The organism is Pseudomonas sp. B6(2017) (assembly GCF_002112765.1).
Lineage (GTDB): Bacteria > Pseudomonadota > Gammaproteobacteria > Pseudomonadales > Pseudomonadaceae > Aquipseudomonas > Aquipseudomonas piscis.
In genome coordinates, this window is record NZ_NEIQ01000016.1 from 92875 (window position 1) to 114664 (window position 21790).

A 21790-nucleotide genomic window follows, 5' to 3' on the forward strand; every position below is an offset into this window, starting at 1 on the left:
CGCTCTTACCGGGCCGAAGCGAGTTGAGTGAAGGCGGTGCTGAGCCATTGCTGCACGCCATGCATGGTGGCGGCAGAGGTATCGAGGAACGGTTGCGGGTACACGCCGATGTAGATCAGCAGTACCGCCAGTCCCAGCACCATGATCAGTTCGCGAGCATCCATGCCGTGCAGCACCGCATCCGACTTGGACGGGCCGAAGTAGGCACGGTGGATCATGATCAGCGAGTAGACCGAGCCGAACACCAGGCCGGAAGTGGCGATCGCGGTGATCCATGGAGCGCTGACGAAGGTACCGATCAGGATCAGGAACTCGCCGACGAAGTTGCCGGTGCCCGGCAGGCCCAGGGAGGCGGCTGCGAAGAACAGGCTGATGGCCGGCAGGTAGGCAATACGCGACCACAGGCCGCCCATTTCACGCATGTCGCGAGTATGGGTGCGCTCGTACAGCTGGCCGCTGAGGATGAACAGCGCGGCTGCCGAAACACCGTGGGCCAGCATCTGGATCACCGCGCCCTGCAGGGCTTGCTGGCTGCCGGAGTAGATGCCGATCAGCACGAAGCCCATGTGGGACACGCTGGAGAAGGCGATCAGGCGCTTGATGTCGGTCTGGGCGAAGGCCAGGAAGGCACCGTAGAAAATGCCGATCAGGCCCAGGGTCATGGCGATCGGTGCGAACTCCGCCGAAGCGTTGGGGAACAACGGCAGGGCGAAGCGCAGCAGGCCATAGGCCGCGGTCTTGAGCAGGATACCGGCCAGGTCCACGGAACCGGCGGTCGGTGCCTGGGCGTGAGCGTCAGGCAGCCAGGAGTGGAACGGCACCACCGGCAGCTTCACCGCGAAGGCGATGAAGAAGCCGAGCATCAGGATGTACTCGGTGGCGGTGGACATCTTGGTCTTCAGCAACTGGGCGTAATCGAAGGTGATCACCCCGGTGTTGTTGAAGTTGACCAGCACCAGGCCCAGGATCGCCACCAACATGATCAGGCCGGAAGCCTGGGTGAAGATGAAGAACTTGGTCGCCGCGTAGATCCGGGTCTTCTTGCCATCGGCCGAGCTATGACCCCAGAGCGCGATGAGGAAGTACATCGGCACCAGCATCATTTCCCAGAAGAAGAAGAACATGAACAGGTCCAGCGCCAGGAACACGCCGACAACGCCGCCCAGGATCCACATCAGGTTCAGGTGGAAGAAGCCCACGTGGCGCTCGATCTCTTTCCAGGAGCAGAGTACCGAGAGGATACCCAGCAGGCCGGTCAGCAGGATCATCAACAGCGACAGGCCGTCCAGGGCCAGGTGCACGTTGATGCCGAAGCGCTGGATCCACTGGTGCTTGAACTCGATGGCCCAAGTCGGATCGACGCCAGGCGCCGGAGCAAATGAATAGTTACCGTGGGCCCACAGCCAGAGGCCGAGGGCGAGTTCCAGGGTCATGGTCAACAGCGCAATCCAGCGGGGGAGGGTGGCGCCGAAGCGCTCACCCAGCCAGCACAGCAGGCCGCCGATGAAGGGGATCAGGATTAGCCAAGGCAGAATCATGACGGGCTCAATTCCTTTCGCAAGTTCGCAAGGTTCATATCAGACCGCTACCAGCACGACGGCGCCGATGACCAGCACGGCACCGGCAGCCATCGAGGCGGCGTACCAACGCAGTTGACCGGTTTCGGTACGGCTCAGGGAGTTGTGGCCCCCCTTGGCCATACGCGGGATCAAACCGATGGTCTGATCGAGCGGGTCCTTGCGCAGTACATGGCTGATCGCCAGGTATGGCTTGACGAACAGTTTGTCGTAGATCCAGTCGAAGCCCCAGGCGGCGAACCACCAGGCCGAGAGCAGACGCCCGATGCCGCTGTTGGCGATGGCAGTTACCACGCGACGCTTGCCAAGGAACAACAGGGCAGCCAGCAGGATACCGGCCAGGGCGATGGCGCCCGAGGCGATTTCCAGGCTGTGCTTGGCTTCGCCGCCAGCATGGCCGGCGCTCAGGGGCAGCACGCCGTGCAGGGGCGGAGTGATCATCGCGCCGATACCGGTGGACAGCACGATCAGCACCACCAGCGGCAGCCAGTGGGAAATGCCGTGGCCGGCGTGGGCTTCGGTCTTGGCTTCACCGTGGAAGGCGATGAAGATCAGGCGGAAGGTGTACAGCGAGGTCATGAACGCACCCACCAGGCCGGCATACAGCAGGCCCTGGTTGCCGCTGGCGAAGGCTTCCCAGAGGATCTCGTCCTTGGAGTAGAAACCGGCGGTAACCAGGGGCAGGGCCGCCAGGGCCGCGCCACCGACGATGAAGCTGGCGTAGGCCAGGGGCAGTTTCTTCCACAGGCCGCCCATCTTGAAGATGTTCTGCTCGTGGTGGCAGGCCACGATCACCGCACCGGAGGCCAGAAACAGCAGGGCCTTGAAGAAGGCGTGGGTCATCAGGTGGAAGATCGCGCCATCCCAGGCACCCACGCCCAGGGCCAGGAACATGTAGCCGATCTGGCTCATGGTCGAGTAGGCGAGGATGCGCTTGATGTCGGTCTGCACCAGCGCGGCGAAGCCGGCCAGTACCAGGGTCACGCCGCCGACCAGGCCCACCAGGTGCAGGATTTCCGGCGCCAGGGTGAACAGGCCGTGGGTACGGGCGATCAGGTAGACACCCGCGGTCACCATAGTCGCGGCGTGGATCAGTGCCGAAACCGGGGTCGGACCCGCCATCGCATCCGCCAACCAGGTCTGCAGCGGCAGCTGGGCCGATTTACCGACGGCGCCGCCGAGCAGCATCAGGGTGGCCAGGGTGATCCAGAAGTCACCGGCCTGGAACTTCTGCGGCGCGGCTACCAGCAGCTCCTGGACGTTCAGGGTGCCCAGTTGCTGGAACAGGATGAACAGGCCGATGGCCATGAACACGTCGCCGATACGGGTGACGATGAAGGCCTTGAGTGCGGCGTTACCGTTGTTGCGGTTGCTGTAGTAGAAACCGATCAACAGGTACGAGCACAGGCCCACGCCTTCCCAACCGAAGTAGATGAACAGCAGGTTATCGCCGAGGATCAGGAACAGCATGCTGGCGATGAACAGGTTGGTGTAGGAGAAGAACCGCGAGTAGCCGGCTTCGCCACGCATATACCAGGACGCGAACAGGTGGATCAGGAAGCCGACGCCGGTGACCACGCCGAGCATGGTCACCGACAGGCCGTCCAGGTACAGGGTGAAGTTCGGCGCGAAGCCGTCCACCGACATCCACTGCCACAGCAGCTGGCTGTACGCGCCGCCTGCTGGCGGGGCGACATTGAACTGCCAGATCACGTAGGCGGCGGTGGCGGCCGAGAGGCCTACCGAGCCTACGCCGATCAGCGCGGACAGGTTCTCCGAGAACCGCCCGCGGGAGAACGACAGCAGCAGGAAGCCGATCAGGGGGAAGACGAAAGTCAGGAAGAGAAGGTTCATCCGCGCATCTCACTGGCAGCATCGATGTCGAGAGTGTGGAAGCGGCGATACAGCTGCAGCAGGATCGCCAGGCCAATACTGGCCTCGGCGGCTGCCAGACTGATCACCAGGATGAACATCACTTGTCCATCCGGCTGCGCCCAGCGGGCGCCAGCGACGATGAAGGCCAGTGCCGAGGCGTTCATCATCACTTCCAGGCTCATCAACACGAAGAGGATGTTACGGCGGACCATCAGGCCGACCAGACCGAGGCAGAACAGGATGCCGGCAACCGCCAGCCCATGCTCGAGAGGGATAGTAGGCATTGTATTACTCCTTCGCCTCGTTGCGGCCCAAGTGGAACGCCGTGACGGCTGCGGCGAGCAGCAGCATCGAGGCGAGTTCGACCACCAGCAGGTAAGGACCGAACAGGCTGATGCCCACGGCCTTGGCGTCTACGGTGGTTTGACCGATGCCGGCACCGCTCTGGTGGCTGAACAGTACGTACAGCAGTTCGACCAGCAGCAGGGCAGCGAGGATCACCGGCCCGATCCAGATGCCCGGCTTGAGCCAGATACGCTCTTGCTGGACGGCAGCCGGGCCGAGGTTGAGCATCATCACCACGAATACGAACAGCACCATGATGGCGCCGGCGTAGGCGATCACTTCCAGGGCTCCGGCGAACGGCGCGCCGAGGCTGAAGAAGGTCATCGCCACGGCGATCAGCGAAATGATCAGGTAGAGCAGGGCGTGCACAGGGTTGGTATTGGTCACCACACGAAGCGTGGAGACCACCGCAACACCTGACGCGAAATAGAAAGCGAATTCCATCGTTCTTCCTTAAGGCAGCAAGCTCTTCACGTTGATCGGCTCGGCTTCGTTCTGCGCGGTGCCTTTGGGCTTACCGGCAATGGCCATACCTGCAACACGATAGAAGTTGTAATCAGGGTTCTTTCCGGGACCGGAGATCAGCAGATCTTCCTTCTCGTAAACCAGGTCCTGACGTTTGAACTCGGCCATCTCGAAATCCGGTGTCAGCTGGATCGCGGTGGTCGGACAGGCTTCCTCGCAGAGACCACAGAAAATGCAGCGCGAGAAGTTGATGCGGAAGAAGTCCGGGTACCAGCGACCGTCTTCGGTTTCAGCTTTTTGCAGCGAGATGCAGCCCACCGGGCAGGCCACCGCGCACAAGTTGCAGGCTACGCAGCGCTCTTCGCCGTCGGGATCGCGGGTCAGTACGATGCGACCACGGTAGCGGGGTGGCAGGTACACCGGCTCTTCCGGGTATTGCAGGGTGTCGCGCTTGCGAAAGCCATGGCCGAAGACCATGACCAGGCTGCGCAACTGGGTACCAGTACCCTTCACGATGTCGCCAATATATTTGAACATGGGTCAAATCCTCACTGGGCCGCAACGGCTGGCGCGTTGTAGAGCACGAGCGCAGCGGTCACCAGCAAATTGATCAGGGTCAGCGGCAGGCAGAACTTCCAGCTGAAGTCCATCACCTGGTCATAGCGTGGGCGCGGGATCGAGGCGCGCAGCAGGATGAACAGCATGATGAAGAACGCGGTTTTCAAAGCGAACCAGACGAAGGACAGTTGCGGCAGGATGCCGAACGGACCGTGCCAGCCACCGAAGAACAGGGTGACCAGCAGTGCCGAGATCAAGATGATGCCGATGTATTCGCCAACGAAGAACATGCCCCACTTCATGCCGGCATATTCAATGTGGTAACCGTCGGCCAGTTCCTGTTCCGCTTCGGGCTGGTCGAAGGGGTGACGGTGAGTCACGGCCACGCCTGCGATGAAGAAGGTACAGAAGCCGAAGAACTGCGGAATGATGAACCACAGGTTCTGCGCCTGGTACTCGACGATGTCGCGCATGTTGAACGAACCGACCTGGGCCACGATGCCCATCAGCGCCAGGCCCATGAACACTTCGTAGGACACGGTCTGGGCCGAGGCACGCAAGCTGCCCAGCAGGGCGAACTTGTTGTTGCTCGACCAGCCGGCGAACAGCACCGCGTAGACCGAAAGGCCGGCCATGGCGAAGAAGAACAGCAGGCCGATGTTCAGGTCCGCGACACCCCAGGTCGGGGTGATCGGGATGATCGCGAAGGCGATCAACAGGGCGCTCATGGCCACCACCGGTGCCAGGGTGAAGATCACCTTGTCGGCGAACGGCGGGGTCCAGTCTTCCTTGAAGAACATCTTCAGCATGTCGGCGGCGATCTGGAACATGCCGAACGGGCCAACGCGGTTCGGGCCGTAGCGGTCCTGCCACCAGCCCAGCAGGCGACGTTCGATGAAGCTCAGCAGCGCACCGGCGATCACCACCGCCAGCAGGATGACGATCGCCTTGACGACCGTGAGGATCACGTCGATCACTTCAGGGGTAAACCAACTCATTGCGCCGCCTCCTGCAGACCGTCAACGGAAAAGCCAGCGAACGCCGGAGGAATCCCGGCCAGGCCGACTGGCAGGGCTACCAGGCCGGCACCCAGCTCTTCGTTGATCCGCAGCGGCAGGCGCAGGGTCTGGCCGGCCAGGCTCACCGCGAGCATGGCGCCATCGTTGACGCCCAGGCGGTCGGCCTCGGACTTGGCCAGGGCCACGTAGGCGGCTGGAATGCGCTCTTGCACCGGAGCGGCCTTCGAGGAGTTCTCCTCGCTGCCGAACAGGTGGTAGAACGGCACGGCCTGCCAGGTGCCCTGGGCCGGGGAGAAGGCCTTCGGTGCGCTGGCGAACCAGCTCAGGCGATCGCCCTGGCTTTCGATCAGGCGGGTACCCGGGTCACCGGCGCGCAGGTGGCCGCCGACTTCGTCCTGGAACTTGTTCCAGGCTTGCGGCGAGTTCCAGCCCGGCGACCAGGCGAATGGCACTTGCGAGCGAGGCTCGGCGGAGCCCGAGTAACCTTCCATGGAGTAGGCGAAGGCGGTATCCGGGTCTTGCGGAGTACGCGGTTCGTGCACGCTCTGGTTGGCGCGCATGGCGGTCCGGCCGCTGTAGCGCAGGGGTTCGCGCGCCAGCTTCAGGCCCTTGATGCGGAACGCAGCGGACGGCGCGGCATCGACGATGCTGGCCAGTTGCGTGTTGCTCGCGGCGCAGGCAGCGGTCACTTGGTCCAGCTGGGTCCAGTCCACCGGCTTGTTCAGCAGGGTGCTGCGCAGGGCGTGCAGCCAGCGCCAGCCTTCGTGGACCATGATGCTGGCGTCCAGGTAGGTCGGGTCGAAGACCTGGAAGAAGCGCTGGGCGCGACCTTCCTGGCTGACCAGGGTGCCATCGCCTTCGGCGAAGCTCGCCGCGGACAGCACCAGGTGCGCGCGCTCCACGGTAGCGGTCTGCTGGTGGTCGGCCACGATCACCACCTTGGCGGCGCTCAGCGCGGCATCCACCTTGGCTGCGTCGGTGCGGGTGTACAGGTCGTTTTCCAGGACCACGATGGCGTCGGCACGGCCGTCGATCACCGCTTGCAGGGCCGCGTCCACCGATTCGCCACCGAGCATGGCCAGGCCGAGGCTGTTGGCCTCTGGCACCACCAGGCTGATGGAGCCGGCCTTGTCGCGCAGCTTCAGGGCCTTGGCGATGTTGGCCGCGGCCTCGATCAGTGCCTTGGAACCCAGGGAAGTGCCGGACACGATCAGCGGGCGCTTGGCTGCCAACAGGGCATCGGCGATGCGCTGGGCCAGTTCCTGGGCTTCGCGGTCCAGGCCTTCCACCGCCGGCGCGCTGGCGTCGATGGCGTGGGCCACGGCGAAACCGATGCGGGCCAGGTCGTCGGGAGCGGCGTGTACACACTCTTCGGCGACGTCGTCGAGGCGGGTTGCAGCCAGGCTGGCGATGAACAGCGGGTTCAGCGCGTGCTGGCCGATGTTCTTCACCGCAGCGTCGAGCCATGGCTGGACGCGCATGGCGTCGGCCATTTCCTCGGCCTTGCCCTTGACCGACTGGCGCAGGGCCAGGGCCATGCGGGCGGCGGTCTGGGTCAGGTCCTCGCCGAGGACGAACACCGCGTCGTGGTCTTCCACTTCACGCAGGTTGGGAATTGGCAGCGGGCTGTCCTTGAGCACTTGCATCGCCAGGCGGATGCGCTCCAGTTCGCTGGCTTCGATACCGGAATAGAAGTGCTCGGCGCCGACCAGTTCCAGCAACGCATAGTTGCTTTCCAGGCTGGCGCGTGGCGAGCCGATGCCAACGATGTTGCGTCCGCGCAGCAGGTCGGCAGCCTGGTCCAGGGCCTGGTCCAGGTTCAGCTGGGTGCCGTCGGCCAGGCGTGGCTGGCGAGGACGGTCCTTGCGATTGACATAGCCATAACCGAAGCGGCCACGGTCGCAGAGGAAGTACTGGTTGACCGAACCGTTGAAGCGGTTCTCGATGCGTCGCAGTTCACCGTAGCGCTCGCCGGGGCTGATGTTGCAGCCGCTGGAGCAGCCATGGCAGATGCTCGGCGAGAACTGCATGTCCCACTTGCGGTTGTAGCGCTCGGAGTGGGTCTTGTCGGTGAACACACCGGTCGGGCAGACCTCGGTGAGGTTGCCGGAGAATTCGCTTTCCAGCACGCCATCTTCGACGCGACCGAAGTACACGTTGTCGTGGGCGCCGTAGACACCCAGGTCGGTGCCGCCAGCGTAGTCCTTGTAGTAGCGCACGCAGCGATAGCAGGCGATGCAGCGGTTCATCTCGTGGGCGATGAACGGGCCGAGCTCCTGGTTCTGGTGGGTACGCTTGGTGAAACGGTAGCGGCGCTCGTTGTGGCCGGTCATTACCGTCATGTCCTGCAGGTGGCAGTGACCGCCTTCCTCGCACACCGGGCAGTCGTGCGGGTGGTTGGTCATCAGCCATTCGACGACGCTGGCGCGAAACGCCTTGGATTCCTCGTCTTCGATGGAGATCCAGGTGCCGTCGGAGGCAGGGGTCATGCAGGACATGACGATACGACCGCGGGTGTCGTTCTCGTCGGTGTACTGCTTGACCGCACACTGCCGGCAGGCGCCGACGCTACCGAGCGCCGGGTGCCAGCAGAAATAGGGGATGTCGAGGCCGAGTGACAGACAAGCCTGTAGCAGGTTGTCCGCACCGTTGACTTCGAGCGCTTTGCCGTCTACGTGGATAGTGGCCATGGTTCAAAGTTCTTCGTTGGCCCGCGTGAGCGGGCGTGGCTAATGGAAATCGGTGGGCCTGCGGCCCGCACCGAACGAGTCGGGCGGGCCGCGAGGCCGGCGGATGGCACGGACCATCCGCGATTCATCTTGTTATGCGCCGACCACGATCGGCCCGGCCTGGATTGGCTTGGCCAGGTTCGGGCGCAGGGCGTCGCCAGCACTTGCTGGAGCGACACCGGCCTCGAACTCGGACCGGAAATACTTGATGGCACTGCCCAATGGCTCGACGGCACCCGGTGCGTGAGCACAGAAGGTACGGCCTGGGCCGAGGAAGTTGACCAGACCCAGCAGGGTCTCGATGTCTTCGGCGCGGCCCTGGCCTTTTTCCAGGGCGCGCAGCATCTTCACGCTCCATGGCAGGCCGTCGCGGCATGGGGTGCACCAGCCGCACGACTCACGGGCGAAGAACTCTTCCATGTTGCGCAGCAGGGACACCATGTTGACGCTGTCGTCCACCGCCATGGCCAGGCCGGTACCCATACGGGTGCCGACCTTGGCAATGCCGCCGGCGTACATCTGCGCGTCGAGGTGCTCGGGCAGCAGGAAGCCGGTACCGGCGCCGCCTGGCTGCCAGCACTTGAGCTTGAAGCCATCGCGCATGCCGCCGGCGTAGTCTTCGAACAGCTCGCGGGCGGTGACGCCGAACGGCAGTTCCCACAGGCCCGGGTTCTTCACCTTGCCGGAGAAGCCCATCAGCTTGGTGCCGTGGTCTTCGCTGCCTTCGCGTGCCAGCGACTTGTACCAGTCGTTGCCGTTGGCGACGATGGCCGGCACGTTGCACAGGGTCTCGACGTTGTTCACGCACGTCGGCTTGCCCCACACGCCGACGGCGGCAGGGAAGGGCGGCTTGGAGCGTGGGTTGGCGCGACGGCCTTCCAGGGAGTTGATCAGTGCGGTTTCTTCACCGCAGATGTAGCGACCGGCACCGGTGTGCACGAACAGCTCGAAGTCAAAACCCGAGCCGAGGATATTCTTGCCCAGAAGGCCTGCGGCCTTGGCTTCCTCGATGGCACGGTTCAGGTGCTTGGCCGCGGTGGTGTACTCGCCACGCAGGAAGATGTAGCCGCGGTAGGCCTTCAGCGCACGGGCGCTGATCAGCATGCCTTCGACCAGCAGATGGGGCTGTTGCTCCATCAGCATGCGGTCCTTCCAGGTGTTGGGTTCCATTTCGTCCGCGTTGCACAGCAGGTAGCGGATGTTCATGGATTCGTCTTTGGGCATCAGGCCCCACTTCACGCCGGTGGGGAAGCCTGCGCCACCACGGCCCTTGAGGCCAGAGTCCTTGACGGCCTGGACGATATCGTCCTGGGACATCTGCGCCAGCGCCTTGCGGGCTGCGGCATAGCCGTTCTTGGACTCGTACTCGGCCAGCCAGACCGGCTCGCCATCGTCACGCAGGCGCCAGGTCAGCGGGTGGGTTTCGGCCGTGCGCGCGATGCGGTTGGCCGGGCCGAAGGAAGTAATGGTCATACGTAACCCTCCAGCAGCTTGGAGACGCCGGCAGGTTGCACGTCGCCAAAGGTATCGTCGTCGATCATCAGTGCCGGGGCCTTGTCGCAGTTGCCCAGGCAGCACACTGGCAGCAGGGTGAAGCGACCGTCGGCGGTGGTCTGGCCGAGGCCGATGCCCAGCTCGCTCTGGATCTGGCTGACCACCGACTCATGGCCGCCGATGTAGCAGACCATGCTGTCGCACACGCGAATGATGTGGCGGCCCACTGGCTGGCGGAAGATCTGGCTGTAGAAGGTGGCCACACCCTCGACGTCGCTGGCGGGGATGCCCAGCACTTCGCCGATGGCGTAGATGGCGCCGTCCGGCACCCAGCCACGTTCCTTCTGGACGATCTTCAGGGCCTCGATGGACGCCGCGCGCGGGTCCTCGTAGTGATGCATCTCGTGCTCGATGGCCGAGCGCTCGGTTTCGCTCAGGGCGAAACGGTCTGTCTGGATAAGCGTGCTGTTCATGCTTAGCGGTCCACGTCGGCCATAACGAAGTCGATACTACCCAGGTACGCGATCAAGTCCGCGACCATGCTGCCGCGGATCACCGAAGGGATCTGCTGCAGGTGCGCGTAGCTCGGAGTACGGATCCGGGTGCGGTAGCTCATGGTGCCGCCATCGCTCGTCAGGTAATAACTATTGATGCCCTTGGTCGCTTCGATCATCTGGAAGGATTCGTTGGCCGGCATCACCGGACCCCACGAAACTTGCAGGAAGTGCGTGATCAAGGTCTCGATGTGCTGCAGGGTGCGCTCTTTGGGTGGCGGCGTGGTCAGCGGGTGGTCCGCCTTGTACGGGCCTTCCGGCATGTTGCGCATGCACTGGTCGATGATGCGGATACTCTGGCGCATCTCTTCGACACGGACCATGCAGCGATCGTAGGCATCGCCGTTGTGGGCCAGTGGGACTTCGAACTCGAAGTTCTCGTAACCCGAGTACGGACGGGCCTTGCGCAGGTCGAAGTCGCAACCGGTGGAACGCAGGCCGGCACCGGTGGTGCCCCACTCCAGGGCTTCCTTGGTGTTATAGGCGGCGACACCGATGGTCCGACCCTTGAGGATGCTGTTCTGCAGGGCGGCCTTGGTGTATTCGTCGAGGCGCTTGGGCAACCAGTCGACGAACTCCTTGACCAGCTTGTCCCAGCCGCGCGGCAGGTCGTGGGCCACGCCGCCGATGCGATACCAGGCCGGATGCAGGCGGAAGCCGGTGATGGCCTCGATGACCTTGTAGGCGCGCTGGCGGTCGGTGAAGGTGAAGAACACCGGGGTCATGGCGCCCACGTCCTGGATGTAGGTACCCAGGAACAGCAGGTGGCTGGTGATCCGGAAGAACTCGGCCAGCATGATGCGGATGGTGTCGACCTTCTCCGGCACCTTGATGCCAGCCAGCTTCTCGACCGAGAGCACGTACGGCAGGTTGTTCATCACTCCGCCGAGGTAGTCGATGCGGTCGGTGTAGGGGATGAAGCTGTGCCAGGACTGGCGCTCGGCCATTTTCTCGGCGCCACGGTGGTGGTAGCCGATGTCCGGTACGCAGTCGACGATCTCTTCGCCGTCCAGCTGCAGGATGATGCGGAAGGCACCGTGGGCCGAAGGGTGGTTCGGGCCCAGGTTGAGGAACATATAGTCCTCGTTGGCCCCGGAGCGCTTCATGCCCCAGTCTTCAGGGCGGAAGCGGGCTGCTTCTTCTTCCAGCTGCTGTTTGGCCAGGTTCAGGCTGAACGGATCGAATTCGGTGGCACGGGCCGGGAAGTCCTTGCGCAGCGGGTGACCTTCCCAGGTCGGCGGCATCATGATCCGCGAGAGGTGAGGGTGGCCGGCGAAATCGATGCCGAACATGTCCCAGACTTCGCGCTCGTACCAGTTGGCGTTGGGCCAGATACTGGTCACGGATGGCAGGTTCAGGTCGCCCTCGGACAGGGCTACCTTGATCATCACGTCGCTGTTTCGCTCGATCGACAGCAGGTGGTAGAACACGCTGAAGTCGGCACTTGGCAGGCCCTGGCGCTTGGTGCGCAGGCGCTCGTCCACACCGTGCAGGTCATAGAGCATGACGTACGGCTTGGGCAGGTTGCGCAGGAAGGTCAGGACTTCGACGAGCTTGGAGCGCTCGACCCACAGCACCGGCATGCCGGTGCGGGTGGCCTGGGCGGTGAACGCCTCGGGGCCAAAACGGTTATTGAGTTCGACGACCACATCCTGGTCGTCAGCCTTATAAGGCGGGATGTACAGAGCACTGCCTGTAGTCATGGTTTTTTATCGCTTTCGGTCAACGTAAAGAGTGAAGCCAGTTTCGTTTCTTGGTTAAGAACAGATCTGGATCAGACTTCGTCAGGGCTGCGCAGGTTGGTGACCTGAATACGCTGTTCGCGGCGCTGTTCCTTCTGCGACGGCATTTCAGCGCGATATACGCCTTGGTCGCCGACGACCCAGGAAAGTGGGCGACGCTCCTGGCCAATGGATTCTTGCAAGAGCATCAAGCCCTGCAGGAATGCCTCGGGACGGGGCGGGCAGCCAGGTACGTAGACGTCCACGGGCAGGAACTTGTCCACCCCCTGAACTACAGAGTAGATGTCGTACATGCCACCGGAGTTGGCGCACGAACCCATGGAGATGACCCACTTGGGTTCGAGCATTTGCTCGTAGAGACGCTGGATGATCGGTGCCATCTTGATGAAGCAGGTACCGGCAATGACCATGAAGTCCGCCTGGCGTGGCGATGCCCGGATAACCTCGGCGCCGAAGCGCGCGATGTCATGGGGCGCCGTGAAGGCGGTGGTCATTTCCACGTAGCAGCAGGAGAGACCGAAGTTGTATGGCCACAGGGAGTTCTTGCGACCCCAGTTGACCGCGCCACTCAGCACGTCTTCCAGCTTGCCCATGAAGATGTTTTTGTGGACCTGATCCTCTAACGGATCGGCGACGGTTTCCCGCTGGCCGATTGGATACTGGTCGTTAGGAGCATCGGGGTCGATCCTGGTGAGATTGTATTGCATTGCCAAAGCCTCATTGTTTTAGCTTCGCCTGCCGCTTACGACGACCTTCCGGAGCCCAATCAAGAGCCCCCACCCGCCAAAGGTAGACAAGACCTGCCAACAGAATTGCTATGAAAACGAGAGCTTCGACGAATCCGGTCCAGCCGCTTTCGCGGACGGACACAGACCAGGCAAAGAGAAATAGGGCTTCGATATCGAAGATCACGAAGAGCATCGCGACCAGATAGAATTTGGCTGAGAGCCGCAAGCGGGCGCCACCTGTAGGTAGCATGCCGGACTCGAACGGTTCGTTTTTACTGCGGCCCCAGGCTTTTGACCCGAGGAGGCTGGAGAGGCCGAGCATGAAGGCGCATAGGCCGACAACACCCAGAAGGAAAATGGCAAAGCCCCAGTTGTGGGCCATGAGTCCTGTCGCTTCGGGCATGCTGGTAATCCTTAACAGAGAGCAAGAGTCTCTGAGCTTGATAAAGAAACAAAGCAGTGACGATATGTCGCAGTGCAATCAATCGCGCTGATTTTATGGCTAAACACCGGGCAAGTAAAATTTCTGAAGCGAAATTGTTTATCGTAATAAGGACATAGCTCGCCTTCGTAGCCCCGCAAGCCGCGGCCTGCGGGCATTAGCGGGAGTTTCGTTAATTATCTTTTGTTGTGGCTGTAACGAAAGTCGCAATATCTAAATGATAATCAATATTGTTTGGGTGCTGATTTAAACTGCTTTCCTCGAGGGGGTAGGAAAGTTGTTTGTTATATCCCTGTTACTGCAAGTAGCAGGGCCGCACCTTTTAGCCTGTTTCGCTGCAGTGGATACCGTCCTGGGTCAATGTTTTGCCAGTTTTTGTACGTTGGCTGCGTTGTGATTCGGGAGGTGAGGCAGGGGGGGTGATACCGGCCGTATCGCCCCGGCCGCTTCAGGATGGTAAAAAAAACGCCCCGAACCAGTCGGGGCGTCAGATTTACAGCAATGCAGTTGTTCTTACCGGGTCTGCATTGGCCGCTCGATCGGGGCGTGATGCCGGATCAGTGGAACTGCTCTTCTTCGGTGGAGCCGGTCAGGGCGGTTACCGAGGACTTGCCGCCCTGGATCACGGTGGTCATGTCGTCGAAGTAGCCGGTGCCCACTTCCTGCTGGTGCGCCACGAAGGTGTAGCCTTTGGAGGCGTCGGCGAATTCCTGCTCCTGCAGCTTCACGTAGGCGGTCATGTCGTTGCGGGCGTAGTCATGCGCCAGGTTGAACATGCCGTGCCACATGTTGTGGATGCCGGCCAGGGTGATGAACTGGTGCTTGTAGCCCATTGCCGACAGCTCGCGCTGGAACTTGGCGATGGTGGCGTCGTCCAGGTTCTTCTTCCAGTTGAAGGAAGGCGAGCAGTTGTACGACAGGATCTGGTCCGGGTATTCCTTCTTGATCGCTTCAGCGAAACGACGGGCTTCGTCCAGGTCCGGCTTGGCGGTTTCGCACCAGATCAGGTCGGCGTATGGCGCGTAGGCCAGGCCGCGGGCGATCGCCTGGTCGAGGCCGGCGCGTACTTTGTAGAAACCTTCCTGGGTGCGCTCGCCGACCACGAATGGCTGGTCGTATGGGTCGCAGTCGCTGGTCAGCAGGTCGGCGGCGTTGGCGTCGGTACGGGCCAGGATGATGGTCGGTACGCCGGCAACGTCGGCTGCCAGGCGGGCAGCGGTCAGCTTCTGTACGGCTTCCTGGGTTGGAACCAGTACCTTGCCGCCCATGTGGCCGCACTTCTTCACAGAAGCGAGCTGGTCTTCGAAGTGAACGCCGGCAGCGCCTGCCTCGATCATGTTCTTCATCAGCTCGTAGGCGTTCAGTACGCCGCCGAAACCGGCTTCGGCGTCAGCCACGATCGGTGCGAAGTAGTCGACGTAGCCTTCGTCGCCTGGGTTCTTGCCGGCTTTCCACTGGATCTGGTCGGCACGACGGAACGAGTTGTTGATGCGCTTGACCACGGTTGGAACCGAATCCACCGGGTACAGCGACTGGTCTGGGTACATGGACTCGGCCGAGTTGTTGTCGGCAGCCACTTGCCAGCCGGACAGGTAGATGGCCTGGATGCCAGCCTTGACCTGTTGCACGGCCTGGCCGCCGGTCAGGGCGCCCATGCAGTTGACGAAATCTTTTTCAGGGCGGAAGGATGGGTGGGCGCCCTTGGTCACCAGGTTCCACAGTTTTTCCGCGCCCATGCGGGCCAGGGTGTGCTCTGGCTGGACGGAACCACGCAGGCGAACGACATCGGCGGCGGTGTAGGTACGGGTCACGCCTTTCCAGCGCGGGTTTTCGGCCCAGTCTTTTTCGAGGGCTGCAATTTGCTGTTCGCGTGTCAGTGCCATGGAGATAAACCTCGTCGCATAGGTCTTGGTGGAAAATTCCTGCTCCGCCGATTACGCAGGTCCTGAAAAAGTGCGTAGAAGGCTGTTCGCTGACCAGAGGCTGGATGCTCAAGTCGGTCTGGCGCGATGGCGACGGGTGAACGATGGGCTCGAGGGGAAGTGAGCAGGTGGAGGCCAGCTGCAGGGTGCGTCCGGGCGTCGTGGGCCTTTATGCGATCCTTCAGTGTGTTGCCGATCTACCTAATTACGCTTCCGTCCCTCGGGACAACTTCGTTCCAGTCGCAATCTCGTCAAACGCGCCTTGTGGGCGGTACAGACACGAATCGGCTCAGGTGGGTGGGTTAGAGCAACGATCCGAAGGCCCTTGCCAGGGCCCCTGATTAGCGGGAGCGAGGCCATCATGCCCGCGGTTTTTTGGCTCGTCAAATGTTTTGTAGTGCTTTTTTTGAGGCACTACATCTTTGGTCTAATACGACTAATCAGTCAGTTTTCGGTGCCTTGGTCCAAGGTGTCGACCTTGACCCGCAAGGTCATGTCATCCCGGCCCTGGGTCGAGTAGCTGCGGCCCAGGCCCTGTTTGTCGGCCTGGGTCTGGCGATTGACGCCAGCCAGGGTGATCCACTCGCCCAGCCGTCCGCTGACCGTTGTGTCGGTACTTTGCACGTTCACTACATCGGGACGTTCCTGGCTCATGCGGTCACGGTTGGTGCTGATGCTCAGGTGCACGGTCTCGCCGGTGACGCTTGCTGTCACGTAGAAGCCTTGGGTGACGTTGCGATACTGGGTCTGGTTCTGCAGGCGGCCGTAGGAGTCCGTCTGGGTGGTGGTCAGGGGTATGCTCTGGCCGACCTGGATCAGTGCCGGCACGCCTTCGCTGGCCTGGACCTGCTGGATGCCGCCGTCACGGCTTTCGGTACTGCGGTTGATGATGCGAGCCTGCGGCGCACCGTTGACCGCGTAGCCCTGGTTGCCCTGGAAGTTGTTCTCGTTGGTGTCGACGGTGATCAGCAGGCGCCTGGCCGGGGTGTCGAGCTGGGCGATGAAGGCGCGCAGCTCGGCGATGCGGCCCGGCTCGGCGTTGACGATCAACTGGTTGCCGTAGGCGCTGACCTTGCCGTCCTTGCCGAGGAAGTTCTGTGCCACCGGCAGCAGGTCGGCGCTGGTGCGGTTGTTCAGGGGCACGATTTCGCTGGCGGCGAAGACCGAACAGCTGAAGGTCAGCAGCAGTGTCGTGAGCAGGGTGCGTAGGGACATATCCGTTATCTCCGCGAATAGCTGGCGTAAGGCCTTGAGTTTGACACTTTGTCGGCCCGGGGTGGGGCAAGTTGAATCCTGGACGGCAAAACGCCCCGCCATCCTGGTCCTGGCCTCGAGGCGCAGGGGGTGGCGGGGCGTCTGTTGCACGCTGGGGTGAGTGGGCTGTCAGGCGCCACGCACCATGTCGACGTGGGGGATGCCCGCTTCGAGGAATTCCTCGCTGACGATGGAGAAGCCCAGGCGCTCGTAGAATGGCGTGGCCTGGACCTGGGCGCTGAGCATCTGCTGCTTGAGGCCGCGTTTCTCGGCTTCATCGATGACGGCGCGCATCAGCGCGTCGCCGACTTTCAGGCCGCGCCAGTCCTTGAGTACCGAGACCCGGCCGACGTGGCCGTCGGGCAGCAGGCGCGCGGTGCCGATGGCGAAGTCGCCCTCGAAAGCCAGGAAGTGCACGGCGCCGTTATCGTCGGAATCCCACTCCAGCTCGGGTGGGACCGATTGTTCGGCAATGAATACCGCTTCACGAATGCGCCGGATCTCGGCGTTATCCTTTTGCCAGTCTGCGACACGTACGTGAATCTTATTCATCGGCAAATCCCAGGCTCCCTTGCTTGACCAGTTCGCACAGCAGGCCGCGCCCGTCGTCATCCGCCAGCCAGGGGCCGAGGTTGTCGATGTGCAGCGCATCGGCGGCGCAAATCATTTTCAACAGTTCGCGCAGTTTACCGGGAAGCAGCCGGCTTTGGCCGCTGGCAAACAGTAACAAGTCTTCATCCACCTCGGACCAGGCCAGGCGTGCGCTCGGGTTGCGAATCAACACCGCGCCCTGTTCCAGGCTGTCCAGCAGTTCGTCTTCTTCCATCGCTTCCGGGCCTGTCACCAGCTCCGGATAGCGCGGCTCGGTCATGAACTGGCCGAACCAGGTCAGCAGCAGGCGCTCATCGCCCATGTGTTCGGCCAGCAGTCCCTTGAGGCGGTCGAGGGCATCGTGCTGGATCTGGTGCGGATCGGCGACCGGTTGTGCGTCAGCGTCGGTATAGCGCTCTTCGTCTGGCAGGAACTGGCTGAGGAAGTCGGTGAAGTGGGTCAGCACTTCGGCGGCGCTCGGTGCGCGGAAGCCTACCGAGTAGGTCATGCAGTCGTTGACCGCGATGCCGTAGTGGGCCAGGCGTGGCGGCAGGTACAGCATGTCTCCGGGTTCCAGGACCCAGCTTTCGGTTTCTTCGAATTCGGCGAGGATGCGCAGGTCCGCGTGCTGCAGCAGCGGGCTTTGGGCGTCGCACATCTGGCCGATCTTCCAGTTGCGCTTGCCGTGGCCCTGCAGCAGGAACACGTCGTAGTTGTCGAAGTGCGGGCCGACGTTACCGCCAGGGGCGGCGAAGCTGATCATCACGTCGTCGATACGCCAGCTGGGCAGGAAGCGGAAATGTTCCAGCAGCTCGGCGACTTCCGGCACGAACTGATCCACCGCCTGCACCAGCAGGGTCCAGTCGCGCTCGGGCAGCTTGCTGAACTCGTCCTCGGCGAAGGGGCCGCGACGCAGCTCCCAGGGGCGCTCGCCGTTTTCGATTACCAGGCGCGACTCGACTTCTTCTTCCAGGGCCAGGCCGGCCAGTTCGTCGGCATCGATCGGGCTTTGGAAGTCAGGCATGGCCTGGCGCACCAGCAGCGGTTTCTTCTGCCAGTAGTCACGCAGGAATTCCCGCGCGGTGAGGCCGCCCAGAAGTTGCAGAGGAGTATCAGGATTCATGTGTAACCTATTGAAAAAATGTATTTTTCTAGCAGGAATAAAAACGCCCGGCGCGGCCGGGCGTCAGAAGGTCAGGCCGCGCGTCAGATGCGTTTTGCCTGGGCCGCGGCGTTGCCGATGTAGCTGGCCGGGGTGAGCTGCTTCAGCTCGGCCTTGGCGGCCGCTGGCATGTCCAGCCCGTCGATGAAAGTCTGCAGCGCTTCTGGGCTGATGCCCTTGCCGCGTGTCAGTTCCTTGAGTTTTTCGTACGGGTTTTCGATGTTGTAGCGACGCATCACGGTCTGGATCGGCTCGGCCAGTACTTCCCAGCAGGCGTCCAGGTCGTCGGCGATCTTCTGGGCGTTGAGCTCCAGCTTGCCGATGCCCTTGAGGCTGGCTTCGTAGGCGATCACGCTGTGGGCGAAGCCGACGCCCAGATTGCGCAGCACGGTGGAGTCGGTCAGGTCGCGCTGCCAGCGGGAAATCGGCAGTTTGCTGGCCAGGTGCTGGAACAGTGCGTTGGCGATGCCCAGATTGCCTTCGGAGTTCTCGAAGTCGATCGGGTTGACCTTGTGCGGCATGGTCGAGGAGCCGATTTCGCCGGCAATGGTCTTCTGCTTGAAGTAGCCCAGGGAAATGTAGCCCCAGATATCCCGGTCGAAGTCGATCAGGATGGTGTTGAAGCGGGCGATGGCGTCGAACAGCTCGGCGATGTAGTCATGCGGCTCGATCTGCGTGGTGTAGGGGTTGAAGGCCAGGCCCAGCTCATCTTCGATGAAGGCGCGGGCGTTGGCTTCCCAGTCGATGTCCGAGTAGGCCGACAGGTGGGCGTTGTAGTTGCCCACGGCGCCGTTGATCTTGCCCAGCAGCGGTACGGCGGCAACCTGGGCGACCTGGCGCTCCAGGCGGTACACCACGTTGGCCAGCTCCTTGCCCAGGGTGGTCGGGGAGGCTGGCTGGCCGTGGGTGCGCGAGAGCATCGGCACGTCGGCGAAGCGGTGGGCCAGTTCGCGGATCGACTCGGCGATCTGGCGCATCAGTGGCAGCAGCACGCTGTCGCGGCCTTCGCGCAGCATCAGGGCGTGGGACAGGTTGTTGATGTCCTCGCTGGTGCAGGCGAAGTGGATGAATTCGCTGACCTTGGCCAGCTCAGGGAGCTTGGCGGCTTGCTCCTTGAGCAGGTATTCGATGGCCTTGACGTCGTGGTTGGTGGTGCGCTCGATTTCCTTGACGCGCTCGGCGTGCTCGAGGGCGAAGTCGTCGGCCAGGCTGTTGAGCAGGGCGTTGGCGTCGGCGGAGAAGGCCGGCACTTCAGCGATTTGCGGGTGGGCGGCCAGGCGCTGGAGCCAGCGCACCTCGACCAGGGCGCGGAAACGGATCAGGCCGTATTCGCTGAAAATGGGCCGCAGGGCCTGGGTTTTGCCGGCGTAGCGGCCGTCAACAGGGGAAACCGCAGTGAGCGAAGAGAGCTGCATGGGGTGTTCTCGGACAGTCGGGCAACGAAATGGGGCGCGTATCATACATGAAAATATCCGCCGGTCCGTTGCCAACTGACCAGCGTCTTACGCGCAGCTCTTGAAAAAAACGCTTGGGCGAGCGCAGCTCAGTGGCTGCGCATCAGGGGGTAGAGTTCTTTGAGCAGTTTGCGCCGGCTCAGTACCAGCTGCCAGCGATGGCCGCCCAACTGCCGCCACAGGCGTGCCGAGCGGATACCGGCCAGGAGCAGGGCGCGGATCTTCGAGGCGTTGCTCGGCTGCTGCAGGTTGCGCATGTCGCCATGGACCTGGATGCGCTGGCGCAGGGTGCTCAGGGTGTCCTGGTACAGCCCGCCGCAAGCGGCGATCACGTTTTCATGGGCTGGGCCGAAGTGCTCCACCTGGGACTGGATCTGCGGCAGGCGCTTGCCGATGGTATCGAGCATGTCGCCACGCTTGGCCAACTGGCGTTCCAGGCCGAGCATCGACAGGGCGTAGCGCAACGGCTCGCGTTGCAGCGAGCTGGGGTCGCGCTCCAGGGCACCGATCAGGGCTCGGTAGCCTTCACGCAGGTTCAGATCGTCGCCGCCATAGACTTCCAGGGTGTCCTTGGGGTCGCGGATCAGCAGGCTGCCGAGCATGCAGCTCAGGGCGGCTTCGCTGACTTGGCCGGTCTTGGCGATCCGGTCCACCAGTACCGCGGCCAGGAACACCCCGCCCAGTGCCGTCAATTGCTCCTGGATCGGGCTCATGGGCGCTGGTCCTTGCTGGTCCAGGGCTCGGCGACTTCGATGACGCCGCCGCCGAGGCAGATTTCACCGTCATAGAACACCACGGACTGGCCGGGGGTCACGGCGCGTTGCGGGTCGTCGAAGGTCGCGCGGTAGCCGTTGGCGGTCTTTTCCAGGGTGCAGGGCTGGTCGCCCTGGCGGTAGCGTACCTTGGCGGTCAGGCGCCGAGGCTGGCTGAGATCGACGGGGTTGACCCAATAGATCTCCGAGGCCAGCAGGGCACGAGAGAACAGCCAGGGGTGGTCATTGCCCTGGCCGACGATCAGCTCGTTGTGCTCCAGGTCCTTGGCCAGCACGTACCACGGCTCGTCGCCAGCATCCTTCAGGCCGCCGATGCCCAGGCCCTGGCGCTGGCCGATGGTGTGGTACATCAGGCCGTGATGGCGGCCGATGACTTCGCCCTCGGTGGTCCTGATCTCGCCGGGCTGGGCCGGCAGGTACTGCTTGAGGAAGTCGCTGAAGCGTCGTTCACCGATGAAGCAGATGCCGGTGGAGTCCTTTTTCTTGGCGGTGGCCAGGTCATGTTTCTCGGCAATGGCGCGTACTTCGGGTTTTTCCAGTTCGCCCACCGGGAACAGGGTCTTGGCGATCTGCTCGCCGCCCACTGCATGCAGGAAGTAGCTCTGGTCCTTGTTCGGGTCCAGGCCCTTGAGCAATTCGGTGCGGCCGTCGATATCACGGCGACGCACATAGTGGCCGGTGGCGATCAGGTCGGCGCCGAGCATCATGGCGTAGTCCAGGAACGCCTTGAACTTGATTTCCCGGTTGCACAGGATGTCCGGGTTCGGCGTGCGGCCAGCCTTGTACTCCTCCAGGAAGTGCTCGAACACGTTGTCCCAGTACTCGGCGGCGAAGTTGGCGGTGTGCAGCTTGATGCCCAGCTTGTCGCAGACGGCCTGGGCGTCGGCCAGGTCGTCCATGGCGGTGCAGTATTCGGTTCCGTCGTCTTCCTCCCAGTTCTTCATGAACAGGCCTTCCACCTGGTAACCCTGCTCCATCAGCAGGAGGGCGGAAACGGAAGAATCCACGCCGCCGGACATGCCGACAATGACGCGCTTCTTTTGGGTGTCAGAAGGGGCTGGATCACGCATAGGAATTCAACGGGTGTCTGGAAAAAGGACGGGATT

The 21790-nt window shown here is 62.6% G+C and carries 19 protein-coding genes; all 19 read right to left on the reverse strand.

Annotated features, from left to right (window positions below):
• Nucleotides 1–5: 5 nt before the first annotated feature.
• The 19 genes from nuoM to mnmA all read right to left on the reverse strand — a co-directional run bounded on the left by nuoM (nt 6) and on the right by mnmA (nt 21754).
• Entirely contained in the window at nt 6–1538 is a 1533-nt protein-coding gene (gene nuoM / locus CAG11_RS25095) for an NADH-quinone oxidoreductase subunit M (RefSeq protein WP_022639655.1), read from the reverse strand.
• 39 nt (nt 1539–1577) lie between these two features.
• Nucleotides 1578–3431, reverse strand: coding sequence for an NADH-quinone oxidoreductase subunit L (nuoL, locus tag CAG11_RS25100; RefSeq protein ID WP_022639654.1), 1854 nt, complete (start codon nt 3429–3431; stop codon nt 1578–1580).
• On the reverse strand, nt 3428–3736 hold the full coding sequence (gene nuoK, locus CAG11_RS25105) for an NADH-quinone oxidoreductase subunit NuoK (RefSeq protein ID WP_022639653.1): 309 nt from the start codon (nt 3734–3736) through the stop codon (nt 3428–3430). The genes nuoL and nuoK overlap by 4 nt, the downstream gene beginning before the upstream one ends.
• A 4-nt stretch (nt 3737–3740) precedes the next feature.
• On the reverse strand, nt 3741–4241 hold the full coding sequence (nuoJ, locus tag CAG11_RS25110) for an NADH-quinone oxidoreductase subunit J (protein WP_022639652.1): 501 nt from the start codon (nt 4239–4241) through the stop codon (nt 3741–3743).
• A gap of 9 nt (nt 4242–4250) precedes the next feature.
• Nucleotides 4251–4799 carry an NADH-quinone oxidoreductase subunit NuoI gene (gene nuoI, locus CAG11_RS25115; RefSeq protein WP_022639651.1) on the reverse strand — a complete coding sequence of 183 codons (549 nt, stop codon included), beginning with the start codon at nt 4797–4799 and terminating at the stop codon, nt 4251–4253.
• 11 nt (nt 4800–4810) lie between these two features.
• The gene (nuoH, locus tag CAG11_RS25120; RefSeq protein ID WP_085598527.1) at nt 4811–5818 is read right to left on the reverse strand and encodes an NADH-quinone oxidoreductase subunit NuoH; all 1008 of its coding nucleotides are present in this window, start codon (nt 5816–5818) and stop codon (nt 4811–4813) included.
• Nucleotides 5815–8529, reverse strand: coding sequence for an NADH-quinone oxidoreductase subunit NuoG (nuoG, locus tag CAG11_RS25125; RefSeq protein ID WP_085598530.1), 2715 nt, complete (start codon nt 8527–8529; stop codon nt 5815–5817). Before nuoG ends, nuoH begins: the two co-directional genes overlap by 4 nt.
• Before the next feature lie 132 nt (nt 8530–8661).
• Nucleotides 8662–10041 (reverse strand): NADH-quinone oxidoreductase subunit NuoF, encoded by a 1380-nt coding sequence (nuoF, locus tag CAG11_RS25130; RefSeq protein ID WP_022639648.1) that lies wholly within the window; start codon nt 10039–10041, stop codon nt 8662–8664.
• A complete protein-coding gene (nuoE, locus tag CAG11_RS25135; protein ID WP_012313767.1) occupies nt 10038–10535 on the reverse strand; it encodes an NADH-quinone oxidoreductase subunit NuoE in 498 nt (165 codons plus the stop codon). Before nuoE ends, nuoF begins: the two co-directional genes overlap by 4 nt.
• 2 nt (nt 10536–10537) lie before the next feature.
• Nucleotides 10538–12319, reverse strand: a complete 1782-nt coding sequence (gene nuoC, locus CAG11_RS25140) for an NADH-quinone oxidoreductase subunit C/D (protein WP_031320145.1) — start codon at nt 12317–12319, stop codon at nt 10538–10540.
• A gap of 71 nt (nt 12320–12390) precedes the next feature.
• Entirely contained in the window at nt 12391–13065 is a 675-nt protein-coding gene (locus CAG11_RS25145) for an NADH-quinone oxidoreductase subunit B family protein (RefSeq protein ID WP_022639646.1), read from the reverse strand.
• A 10-nt stretch (nt 13066–13075) separates the two neighbouring features.
• Nucleotides 13076–13489 (reverse strand): NADH-quinone oxidoreductase subunit A, encoded by a 414-nt coding sequence (locus tag CAG11_RS25150; RefSeq protein WP_022639645.1) that lies wholly within the window; start codon nt 13487–13489, stop codon nt 13076–13078.
• A gap of 596 nt (nt 13490–14085) precedes the next feature.
• Complete coding sequence (aceA, locus tag CAG11_RS25155) at nt 14086–15411, reverse strand: isocitrate lyase (RefSeq protein ID WP_022639644.1); 1326 nt, start codon at nt 15409–15411, stop codon at nt 14086–14088.
• 483 nt (nt 15412–15894) lie between these two features.
• Nucleotides 15895–16665 (reverse strand): secretin N-terminal domain-containing protein, encoded by a 771-nt coding sequence (locus tag CAG11_RS25165; RefSeq protein ID WP_085598534.1) that lies wholly within the window; start codon nt 16663–16665, stop codon nt 15895–15897.
• 168 nt (nt 16666–16833) lie between these two features.
• The gene (locus CAG11_RS25170) at nt 16834–17256 is read right to left on the reverse strand and encodes a GNAT family N-acetyltransferase (protein ID WP_022639642.1); all 423 of its coding nucleotides are present in this window, start codon (nt 17254–17256) and stop codon (nt 16834–16836) included.
• On the reverse strand, nt 17249–18418 hold the full coding sequence (locus tag CAG11_RS25175; RefSeq protein WP_085598537.1) for a cupin domain-containing protein: 1170 nt from the start codon (nt 18416–18418) through the stop codon (nt 17249–17251). The genes CAG11_RS25170 and CAG11_RS25175 overlap by 8 nt, the downstream gene beginning before the upstream one ends.
• A gap of 83 nt (nt 18419–18501) precedes the next feature.
• Nucleotides 18502–19872: an adenylosuccinate lyase gene (gene purB, locus CAG11_RS25180; RefSeq protein WP_085598539.1), complete on the reverse strand. Its 1371-nt coding sequence runs from the start codon at nt 19870–19872 to the stop codon at nt 18502–18504.
• Between the two features lie 128 nt (nt 19873–20000).
• Nucleotides 20001–20624 (reverse strand): high frequency lysogenization protein HflD, encoded by a 624-nt coding sequence (hflD, locus tag CAG11_RS25185; RefSeq protein WP_022639639.1) that lies wholly within the window; start codon nt 20622–20624, stop codon nt 20001–20003.
• Nucleotides 20621–21754: a tRNA 2-thiouridine(34) synthase MnmA gene (gene mnmA / locus CAG11_RS25190; RefSeq protein ID WP_085598541.1), complete on the reverse strand. Its 1134-nt coding sequence runs from the start codon at nt 21752–21754 to the stop codon at nt 20621–20623. The genes hflD and mnmA overlap by 4 nt, the downstream gene beginning before the upstream one ends.
• Between the last annotated feature and the right edge of the window lie 36 nt (nt 21755–21790).

What these genes read in the sequence shown, in the direction of transcription:
- nuoM (WP_022639655.1), bottom strand. Translation starts at nt 1,538, where the DNA reads ATGATTCTGCCTTGGCTAATCCTGATCCCCTTCATCGGCGGCCTGCTG.
- nuoL (WP_022639654.1), bottom strand. Translation starts at nt 3,431, where the DNA reads ATGAACCTTCTCTTCCTGACTTTCGTCTTCCCCCTGATCGGCTTCCTG.
- nuoK (WP_022639653.1), bottom strand. Translation starts at nt 3,736, where the DNA reads ATGCCTACTATCCCTCTCGAGCATGGGCTGGCGGTTGCCGGCATCCTG.
- nuoJ (WP_022639652.1), bottom strand. Translation starts at nt 4,241, where the DNA reads ATGGAATTCGCTTTCTATTTCGCGTCAGGTGTTGCGGTGGTCTCCACG.
- nuoI (WP_022639651.1), bottom strand. Translation starts at nt 4,799, where the DNA reads ATGTTCAAATATATTGGCGACATCGTGAAGGGTACTGGTACCCAGTTG.
- nuoH (WP_085598527.1), bottom strand. Translation starts at nt 5,818, where the DNA reads ATGAGTTGGTTTACCCCTGAAGTGATCGACGTGATCCTCACGGTCGTC.
- nuoG (WP_085598530.1), bottom strand. Translation starts at nt 8,529, where the DNA reads ATGGCCACTATCCACGTAGACGGCAAAGCGCTCGAAGTCAACGGTGCG.
- nuoF (WP_022639648.1), bottom strand. Translation starts at nt 10,041, where the DNA reads ATGACCATTACTTCCTTCGGCCCGGCCAACCGCATCGCGCGCACGGCC.
- nuoE (WP_012313767.1), bottom strand. Translation starts at nt 10,535, where the DNA reads ATGAACAGCACGCTTATCCAGACAGACCGTTTCGCCCTGAGCGAAACC.
- nuoC (WP_031320145.1), bottom strand. Translation starts at nt 12,319, where the DNA reads ATGACTACAGGCAGTGCTCTGTACATCCCGCCTTATAAGGCTGACGAC.
- CAG11_RS25145 (WP_022639646.1), bottom strand. Translation starts at nt 13,065, where the DNA reads ATGCAATACAATCTCACCAGGATCGACCCCGATGCTCCTAACGACCAG.
- CAG11_RS25150 (WP_022639645.1), bottom strand. Translation starts at nt 13,489, where the DNA reads ATGCCCGAAGCGACAGGACTCATGGCCCACAACTGGGGCTTTGCCATT.
- aceA (WP_022639644.1), bottom strand. Translation starts at nt 15,411, where the DNA reads ATGGCACTGACACGCGAACAGCAAATTGCAGCCCTCGAAAAAGACTGG.
- CAG11_RS25165 (WP_085598534.1), bottom strand. Translation starts at nt 16,665, where the DNA reads ATGTCCCTACGCACCCTGCTCACGACACTGCTGCTGACCTTCAGCTGT.
- CAG11_RS25170 (WP_022639642.1), bottom strand. Translation starts at nt 17,256, where the DNA reads ATGAATAAGATTCACGTACGTGTCGCAGACTGGCAAAAGGATAACGCC.
- CAG11_RS25175 (WP_085598537.1), bottom strand. Translation starts at nt 18,418, where the DNA reads ATGAATCCTGATACTCCTCTGCAACTTCTGGGCGGCCTCACCGCGCGG.
- purB (WP_085598539.1), bottom strand. Translation starts at nt 19,872, where the DNA reads ATGCAGCTCTCTTCGCTCACTGCGGTTTCCCCTGTTGACGGCCGCTAC.
- hflD (WP_022639639.1), bottom strand. Translation starts at nt 20,624, where the DNA reads ATGAGCCCGATCCAGGAGCAATTGACGGCACTGGGCGGGGTGTTCCTG.
- mnmA (WP_085598541.1), bottom strand. Translation starts at nt 21,754, where the DNA reads ATGCGTGATCCAGCCCCTTCTGACACCCAAAAGAAGCGCGTCATTGTC.